This window comes from Pseudanabaena biceps PCC 7429, from assembly GCF_000332215.1.
GTDB lineage: Bacteria > Cyanobacteriota > Cyanobacteriia > Pseudanabaenales > Pseudanabaenaceae > Pseudanabaena > Pseudanabaena biceps.
This window is the reverse complement of record NZ_ALWB01000186.1, coordinates 1-9,181: the sequence shown is the minus strand read 5'-3', so window position 1 is coordinate 9,181 and position 9,181 is coordinate 1. Positions and strand designations below refer to the sequence as shown.

Here is a 9,181-nt window from a genome sequence, read left to right as displayed (position 1 = left end):
TCTCTGGCACCACCCCAAGGTACTGTAGTCATGTCCTAACACGATCGGTTTGTTGCCTTCAACCAAATTCGGTTGATGTACAAAGCTCCTGTCTTTTAACGTTTTTGGCGTGCGGTCTTCCCCATCCTGTATGGTCTCCTGCTAGCAATGGGCGAATGTCTTTGGGTATTTGTTCCACACACAGTCGTCTGAGCCTTCCTCGTCTTGGTCGACTGTCTTTTAGTGACTCATATAGGCTTGACCATTTTCGCCGATACACCGCAGATAACGATAATTCCGCAAATGACTTTACGCTTGGACTGGTTAATACTGCATCCATCAGGTCAAATATTGCATCTCGTCCGTTTCCTAAAAATCTATATACCTGTTGACGAAATTCTTGTAGTTTGTCAATAATCATGACTGTAGATGTTCCTTTTTCTTTTCATCTACTTTAGGCAGTTTGTATCTCTTTTACTCTGCCTTTTTTTCCTTTTTTAGTCTAAACTCCAGCCAATCACAAACGCACCGTTAAAGGAGTTATGGGTTTTGATGACTATAATCAAATGACATCTCTATATAGCGCTAGACATCAGAAAGCACTGGATTTAGCAGAATTCCATCATCGCTACGCAATCGCTGAAGAGAATATTCGACATCATGGGAAACAGATTTATCTATCGCCAGAAGAGAAGCAAGCGATCGCCCATCGTAAGGAACTAGCAGAATTCGATCTAATGCTCAGCAAAACCGATCGAGCCTTTTCTATTGTGCCCATCGTGAACAAAGATCTTCAAGATATTCAGGAATCTCTTCAGGAATCTCTTCAGGAAATAACGTCTATAACTTCTGCTCATAGGGAACCAATCCCTCATTTCTCTGAATCAGATTTACGCTCAATCGGGCTTCCAGCAATCAGACAACAATTCAATATTACTGCCCGTAGTTACGCTAATGCTTTTGTAAAATTGAGGGAAAAAGGAATAATCATTCATGCTCCCTAAGCTAAATGGCTGAATTTTCCTGATATTTCCTAATAATTGTTACAAAACCACAGAATTTGCTACACCTTACACCTTTTATTTATCTTATTTATTCTAGATTTATTGTAGGCTGCTATTTCTTTTATTCCTTCTAAGTAGCTGAGCGTAATTACAGCGCTTTGCGCTCGAACCCAAACCAAGAAAATTTTTGAAAGTGTTGCTTCGCAACGCTTTCAAAAATTTCCTTGTGTTTCGTTTGATCGGTAATTGCTGTAAAAACCATTTTGAACATTGTGGCGAAGCATACTCAAGGTAGATCGCACAACAAGGTATGTTGTTAGTATTCAGTTGTTAATATCATAGGTAATATAGTCTTTAGTTTGCGAACGCGCAAATTACCAACTATCTTATCTTTAGCATCCTTAAATCTTAAAGATGAAAATCTATGGCAAATAAACCTCCCTTTTCAAGCAAAAAAGCTAATGCAAAAAGAAAGAGGAAGGCTGCCGTCGCTACTGCTGCCCCAATCAGACAAATTTCCAACCAAAGCAATTGGTTAAATAATTTACCCATAAGTTCCAAGATTCTCTTTGCCATTGGTTCGACTAGCTTTTTATCGCTAATGGGCTTTGGGATCGCCTCTTTATACTTAAATAGCAGTCTTGCCCCGATTGTGAACCAAGATGCTCAAAAACAATTGTCCAATGCCACTTTATTCGTGTTTGGCTTAGGGGTAATTGCGATCGTCATTAGTGCGTTGTTTGGTTTGTTTATCGGCAGTACGCTGAGCAAAAGAATTCGGGGGCTAGAAGCGATCGCTAGACAATACGCCGCAGGGGATTTTGGCGCAACCGTAGATCTCGGAGCGCAGGATGAAATTGGTAAGCTTGCCGAAGTCTTTAACCTGATGACTTTTAACCTCGCTCAAAATCGGCAAGAGCAATCCTCAGCACAGGTTGAGGCTGAAGTCCAGAATAATATTTTCCAAGATGAGATTTCCCATCTCCTAGATGTGGTATCCGAGTTGGAAATGGGGGATTTAACCGCTAAAGCTGAAGTCAGCCCCCATGCGACAGGACTGATTGCGGACACCCTCAATCGCCTGTCAGAACAGCTAGCGGAGGTACTGGCGGCGGTGTTGCAAACAACCCAACAGGTAACCATCCGTACCGATCGCCTCGAACAGTTAGCCATCGCCGTATCGCAAAATGCGGAACAGCAGGAAGCCTTAGTCGTACAAGCCCGTTTAGGCATTGAGGATGTAAACCAATTGGCACAGGAAGCAGCCCAACAGGCGATCGCCGCCAACCGAGCCGTGCAAAGGGTGCGATCAGCAGTAAGACAGGGGGAGGAACAAATTATTTATCTGACCGCTTCGATCGAGTCTCTACAGGCGGCAACGGTGCAAATGGTACAGAGGATTAGAAATCTGGGCGAATTCGTAGCTCTAGCAAAACAATTTGTGTTAGATCAAAAACGCCTCGCTTCGTTAACTCAGGTACTAGCGACCAATGCTTCGATGGTAGCGGCAAGAGCCCTAGAACAACGCGATCCCGAACAGTTTGCTTCCGTAGCCAAGGAATTTGAAGCGATCGCCACTCAGGTAAATGGTCTGGCAACGCAAACCAATCAAGGGCTAGTCGTACTTCAGCAACGCACGGGCTTTGTAGATGTGGTCGTATCGGGGATTGATCAAGACGTACGCGATGTGAATAGCCTCGTATCGGACTTTACAACTAGCGTCAATAGTTCAGAACAGTCATTTACCAATATCGCCAATGTAACTGAAGAGTTAGCGGAAATAGGGGTTGCCGTGACCGATTCCTCTAGATCGATCGCTGAAGCGGTCAAATTCAGCTTGGCTTCGATCCAAGACATTGAAGCGATCGCCGAACGTTCTGCTTCTCAGGCACAGTTTACCCGCGATCAATCTGGGAAAATGGGTATGCTTGCCCGTCAATTACTCGAAAGAGTACAGTTTTTCCGTTTACCACCTATGTTGGCATCGGATCTCGCAGAAATCGATGAAATAGAATCTATTGAAGTCGAGAAATTTCAAGTTGTAAGTTGATCTCCTATCACCAATCGTCATAATCACAAAGCGATCGCGAAATAATGCCAAATCCAGAATTTGATGATTTACAACTGCAAGAAGAACTGCGTACTCTATTTGAGTTAGATACTCAGAAATATTTGCAACTATACGTGCAGACCGTACGTCAGCTCAGTGCAACCAATTGGTGTGAAGATATCCAACAACTCTATCGATGCGTCCATACGATTAAAGGTGGTTCGGTAACGGTAGGATTTCAATCAGTTCTAGAGGTCTCAACTATCTTAGAAGACCTGCTTTCCGATCTGCGTTATCTTGATGTTGCTCCCCCCTTGGCTGATGGGGAATTATCCAAGTCATTAATCGAAGCGGGTGAGTTGCTGATCGGCTCAGTGCAGATGGGGGAACTCAGCGATACTGATGCAGCGGTAAAATACATCCAAACCCTACGCGATCGCATTCAATCTGAGTATCTGCCCGAGTGGAACGAAATGCGGCAAGTTCAACAAGAATTTGCCGATCAGGGTTTTGATTTAGTCATCCTCGAACTGGAAATGGCGATCGAAGAATTGCCTTCCAAGGGAATAGTACCTGCGGAGGCTAGCGAGACTGCCAAGCAGACGATGAACCAGCTAAAAGAAATTGGTGCGGAAATCAATTTGGCGACCTCTTGGCATGATTTTTTGCAAAAGGGGATAGAAATTTGCGATCGCCTAGATTGCGAATTGTGGCATCGGGAATGGATGCCGTTTTTGCAAAAACTCAAGGAAAGCGCTCGTCAGGGGGGCATTTTCCTTGACGATCAAATAGTAGAAAAAGCATCGCCAAATCCTGAATCTTTGCCAAGTACGACGGCAGAAATTCCATCCATAGCGAATATTCCTGTCGCGCCTGCGGCAGATATTCAAATTCCTGTACCCCTCGATCGCCTAGAGCGATCGTCTCAATATCTAGTTGAGACGCTCATGGCAACCCGTGCCACGCAAGGATTTTATCAATCCGTCTATTCCAATCTCTTGCCACTCGTATCCCTTGCCCAAAACAGTGTGCAGTATATTACCCAACTCCGCGAAGTTCAGGATGATTATGCCTTACTAGATGCCTCAGGAGAGCAAGATGGACTGAAGGTCGAGCGCTATCGACAGGGCTATACTGCCATTAACCGCTTACTAGAAATTAGTCTGCGGCTAATCGAACTCGGTTCGGAGACAGGCGAATCAGCAAGGCGTACTGCGGATAGCATTCAAACTCTAGATCGTAGTTTGCGAAATCTCCAACAGACTATTGAAGAAAGTCGCCTTGTTCCCTTTGCCACCCTTGCCTTTCGGACGAGAGGAATCTTGCGAGATCTGATTGCCCGTGTTGGTAAATCAGTCCAATTAACTATTATTGGCGAACAATTGGAACTCGATGCAGGTACTTTACGGAGTTTAGAACCCGTACTCCTCCATTTATTGCGGAATTCCTACGATCACGGAATCGAAAATGCCGAGGAGAGAGAAAAATCAGGCAAGCCCATTCAGGGAAAAATCGAGCTATCTTTAAAGCGACGCGGGAGCATTTTCGATCTGATGATTCGCGATGATGGTAGGGGGATCGATCCCGATCGCATTAGTCAAATTGCTAAATCTAAAGGGCTACCTCTCACCGACACTAGTACCGCCGATCGCTTGTTAAGTGTATTATGCCAATCGGGTTTTACTTCAACTAAGGTAGTCAGCGATATTTCTGGACGTGGGGTAGGTATGGATGTAGTCGCCAGCCAAGTTGCCCTCATGAATGGGAAACTCAGCCTGATATCCCAAGTTGGCAAAGGAACTGCCTTTACGATCCAGATTCCCGTACCTCACCTATTCGTTCGCTGTATGCTTTTACAGGCAGGCGATCGCACCTTTGCCGTTCCCACTTCCGAAATTCATACCACCATGCTAGTGGAGGGTTTGCTCTGGCAAAAGACAGAACGCTCCGACTACACCATCGAAGTCCAAGAAGCGAATACTAAAGTCCCTGCCATCGACCTCTATCAATATTGGCAAGGTCAAGTGGAAACCCGTTCGATCCTGCCCTCGGCGATCGCCGTACGCACCAAACAAACGGATGAAGCGCATGGTATTTGGTTAATTGCGGACACCCTAATTGGACAGAGCGATCTACTGGTAAATCCCATTCCCGCCCCCCTAGTCGCACCGATTGGCTTAATCGGAATGAGCTTAATGCCCGACGGTAAACTGATTCCCGTCATAGACTCCATCTCCTTTGTAGAGGCTCTATTCTCGTCAGGAACGGACAAACTCACTATTTCTAGTTCTCCATCAAATGCCTCTTTCCTCGATCTATCTGGCGATCGCCAAATTTTAGTGGTAGATGATGCGGCGCTAATGCGGCGACGCATTGAGAGCAGCCTATCCCCTCAAGGCTATGAGATTACTACCTGTGATGATGGTATGGAAGCTTGGGAATGGCTGCAACGCCACAATCAGCCTGCCTTGCTAATTACCGATATCGAGATGCCCAGAATGGATGGATTTACCCTCATCGATCGCTGTCGTCAGGCGGGATGGCATATGCCGATCCTCGTCATTTCATCGCGCCTTGCCGAAGAATGGTCGCGGGAAACCAGCCGCCTTGGGGCAACAGATTATCTCACCAAAGGCTTCTCGACCCTCGAATTAGTCAATAAAGTTAGTTCTTTACTGGAATTAAAAAGCCCCGCATAACCAAGCGCCAAGTCTTTATGAGTAATACCAATTTCCAAAAGTGTGGCTACACTTTTGGAAATTAAAAACCAAATCCAGTAAGGGTTTTAAAATCACAAAATGGCTACGCCATTTTGTGATTTGGTATAAACAGAAAGGCGGTGCAAAGCGCCGCCTTTCTGTTCTTGGGTTTTAATTTTGTACTAGAGCTATAGTCAGTAATGTTAGGACAAAAATCAAACCCCATAGAGAGCTGCGGCGCTTCGCGCCGCAACTCTCTATGGGGTTTGATGTCCTGACTTATTTGAGATTCCAAAAATGGCAACGCCATTTTTGGAATCTCAACACCTATTGGGGCTTATTTCTTTTTGATGTCTTTTGCCATATTCAAGAAGATATCCATGCTCGAATCTACTCGAGTATTGAGCTTCTTAGGCTCAAATGTTGATTGGGAAACTGGCTCAGAAGGATTGGGAATATTAATTTCAGAACTTTCAATTTTTTCAGTTGCAGATACAATTTCTGTGATTTCTGCACCTTTCACACCGTTAACAGTGGGGAATGTCTTTTTGACAGCTTTAGGTGTTCGCATGTAGTCGATATTGCCAAAGGTTTTGGCTGAATCTTGATCTAAAAAGTAAGATGACTCTTGACCCTCGGACTTCTCTTTTTTATCTTTTTTCCCAAATAGTCCAAACAATGCCATATGGTTATACCTTTTTCGCGAAGTTAGAAAGAATTTATTTTTATATTGCGCTATGTAACATTTTAGCAATATAAGTCAATAAATCTTGCTATTCGTCCAACGGAGTTTTAATTATGCCCAGCCACTTAGGACAAATCAAAATCTAAAAGATAAATGGCGACATTTCACGCCGCCATTCGCTGTGGGGATCGAGGCAAATTAAAACCCAGATACGTTCATCCTTTGGGATATAAACATATCTGGGTTTCGTTGATTGGAACAAAGTGTCCTCTTTACTGACGATCAGCGATTACAGTCTTCAGCGATTACAGTCTTCAGCGATTACAGTCTTCAGCGATTACAGTCTATAGTTAGCATTGTTGATACGTTCGCGCCCCATCGACTCATCAGGTTTCTTAAGGGTGAATTTATCAGCATTTGCTTTAATTAGTTCTTTTTGACCATCGGTTAACCCAGCGATATTAAGTACATCGTCTAGGGACTGATAGGGTGCGTTATCGATAATGATGCGCCCTAAGGTTGGATACATACCACGCACTTGACGGAAAGTGTTGATATTAGAGTTATTCAAATCAATTTTACTAAGGTCTTGGGTATAGAAATTAGTAGCAGGTAAGCCTTCGGCAAATGCAGTGTTACCGCCAAAAGAACCTAAAAGGCACGTTGTCCAAATTGACGCGATCGCCACTAATAAAACAGAAAAGCGTATAAGTGCTTTCATGCCTAAAATCTCTCAATTAAAAAAATAATTTATTCACTTTTGAGATTAGCAGAAAATTGGAAACGCCACGCTTCACGCCCGACAATTCAGACATATGTAAACAATTGTCTCTATTTGTTAATTTCTCTTCATAAATCTTCAAAGAGCTCTCAAGGGGCTTAAATCGGTTTCATGGCTTATCCAGTCATGATCCCAGCCATAATTTTACGATTTAAGGCGATCCTATAGTTTTAAGTAACTATAAACAACTACATAGTCGACAAGAGAGCATAGGTACAATGACTGTCTAGAAAATGGGTGGGTAATTACAACGGTTACTTTTGCATATGTTAAGTCTCGAAAACTTCCCTTGGCTCACGTTTATCATCGCCTTTCCCATCGTTATGTCTTTGGTAGTTGCTTTTGTCCCAGACAAAGGCGACGGCAAAACGATTCGTTGGTTTGCCCTTGTAGTGGGGCTGATTGACTTTGCGGCAATCGCCTATGCTTTCTGTACGAAGTACGACTACAGCAACCCAGGACTCCAACTCGTTGAAAGATACGAATGGGTTCCCCAACTGGGGCTAAATTGGTCAGTTGGTGTTGATGGACTCTCGATGCCTTTGGTCTTGCTGACTGGATTTATCACCACATTAGCAACCTTGGCAGCTTGGCCCGTTACGCTGAAGCCACGTTTGTTTTATTTCTTGTTATTGTCGATGTATGGCGCACAAATTGCCGTCTTCGCGGTACAAGATATGCTGCTATTTTTCCTCACTTGGGAACTAGAGCTGATCCCCGTATATCTATTACTATCGATTTGGGGAGGCTATAAGCGCCTATATGCCGCTACAAAGTTTATTTTATATACAGCGATCGGTTCGCTATTCATTCTTGTCGCTGGACTAGCAATGGCTTTCTATGGCGATACGGTCTCCTTTGATATGCAGACCCTCGCCAATAAAAACTATCCTCTTACTTTTCAGCTTCTAGCCTATGGAGCTTTCTTAATTTCCTATGGCGTTAAGCTGCCAATTTTCCCTCTGCATACGTGGCTCCCTGACGCTCACGGTGAAGCAACTGCACCAGTGCACATGCTCCTTGCAGGGATATTGCTAAAAATGGGTGGCTATGCGCTCATGCGCATGAATGCAGGCATGTTACCCGAAGCCCATGCGTACTTTGCGCCGATTTTAGTGATTTTGGGGATCGTGAATATCATTTACGCGGCTCTTACTTCCTTTGCCCAGCGTAGCCTCAAACGCAAAATCGCCTACTCGTCAATTTCCCACATGGGCTTTGTATTGATTGGGTTAGCTTCATTCACCGATCTCGGTACGAGTGGGGCAATGTTACAAATGATTTCCCACGGACTCATTGGTGCAAGTTTATTTTTCCTTGTCGGGGCAACCTACGATCGCACGCACACCTTGATCCTCGATGAAATGGGTGGTGTGGGGCAAAAGATGCCGAAAATTTTTGCGATGTTTACCACCTGCTCCCTCGCCTCTCTTGCTTTGCCGGGGATGAGTGGTTTTGTCGCCGAGGTAATGATATTTGTAGGATTTGCGACCAGTGATGCCTATAGCGGGACATTTAAGGTAATTGCGCTCTTGCTCATGGCAGTGGGAGTAATTTTAACGCCGATCTATCTACTCTCAATGCTGCGGGAAATTTTCTATGGTGAAGAAAATAAAACTTTAACTTCCCATGAAGAATTGGTTGATGCCGAGCCACGGGAAGTCTTCATTATTGCTTGTTTGTTGATTCCCATTATTGGGATTGGCTTCTATCCTAAAGTTGTTACCCAAATCTACGATTCGACAACGACTAAACTGGCAGGAGTGTTGCGCGAAGCCGTTCCTGTCTTAGCTAATAAGCGCGACAACAAGCGTTTGGCAAACTTACAGGCTCAAGCTTCACCCAGCTTAACTTTGACTAAATAGTCTAGTTTTGGTAAATCTATCTCAAAGAATAAGGCGACGCTATGAGTCGCCTTATTCTTTGGAAGAAGAGAATGGCAGCGCGAAGCGCTGCCATTCTCTTCTTATACCAAATCACAAA

Annotated in this window: 6 protein-coding genes and 1 pseudogene; 4 read left to right on the top strand and 3 right to left on the bottom strand. The window is 44.3% G+C overall.

What is annotated here, in order from left to right; all coding sequences use genetic code 11:
- Nucleotides 1-400, bottom strand: a pseudogene (locus PSE7429_RS17470) (transposase); the annotation flags it as partial.
- A 145-nt stretch (nucleotides 401-545) separates the two neighbouring features.
- Between PSE7429_RS17470 and PSE7429_RS17465 the strand changes: the two are divergent.
- The 3 genes from PSE7429_RS17465 (at nucleotide 546) to PSE7429_RS17455 (ending at nucleotide 5,732) form a co-directional block, all read left to right on the top strand.
- Entirely contained in the window at nucleotides 546-983 is a 438-nt protein-coding gene (locus PSE7429_RS17465) for a hypothetical protein (protein ID WP_144052533.1), read from the top strand.
- A gap of 424 nt (nucleotides 984-1,407) precedes the next feature.
- Nucleotides 1,408-3,033: a methyl-accepting chemotaxis protein gene (locus PSE7429_RS17460; RefSeq protein ID WP_009628623.1), complete on the top strand. Its 1,626-nt coding sequence runs from the start codon at nucleotides 1,408-1,410 to the stop codon at nucleotides 3,031-3,033.
- Between the two features lie 44 nt (nucleotides 3,034-3,077).
- A complete protein-coding gene (locus PSE7429_RS17455) occupies nucleotides 3,078-5,732 on the top strand; it encodes an ATP-binding response regulator (protein WP_009628622.1) in 2,655 nt (884 codons plus the stop codon).
- A 337-nt stretch (nucleotides 5,733-6,069) separates the two neighbouring features.
- Here PSE7429_RS17455 and PSE7429_RS17450 read toward each other — a convergent pair whose 3' ends face one another.
- On the bottom strand, nucleotides 6,070-6,417 hold the full coding sequence (locus PSE7429_RS17450; RefSeq protein WP_009628621.1) for a hypothetical protein: 348 nt from the start codon (nucleotides 6,415-6,417) through the stop codon (nucleotides 6,070-6,072).
- 337 nt (nucleotides 6,418-6,754) lie between these two features.
- Nucleotides 6,755-7,138 carry a photosystem II complex extrinsic protein PsbU gene (psbU, locus tag PSE7429_RS17445; protein WP_009628620.1) on the bottom strand — a complete coding sequence of 128 codons (384 nt, stop codon included), beginning with the start codon at nucleotides 7,136-7,138 and terminating at the stop codon, nucleotides 6,755-6,757.
- 326 nt (nucleotides 7,139-7,464) lie between these two features.
- Between psbU and PSE7429_RS17440 the strand changes: the two genes are divergently transcribed.
- Nucleotides 7,465-9,063 (top strand): NAD(P)H-quinone oxidoreductase subunit 4, encoded by a 1,599-nt coding sequence (locus PSE7429_RS17440; protein WP_009628619.1) that lies wholly within the window; start codon nucleotides 7,465-7,467, stop codon nucleotides 9,061-9,063.
- The last annotated feature ends 118 nt before the right edge of the window (nucleotides 9,064-9,181 follow it).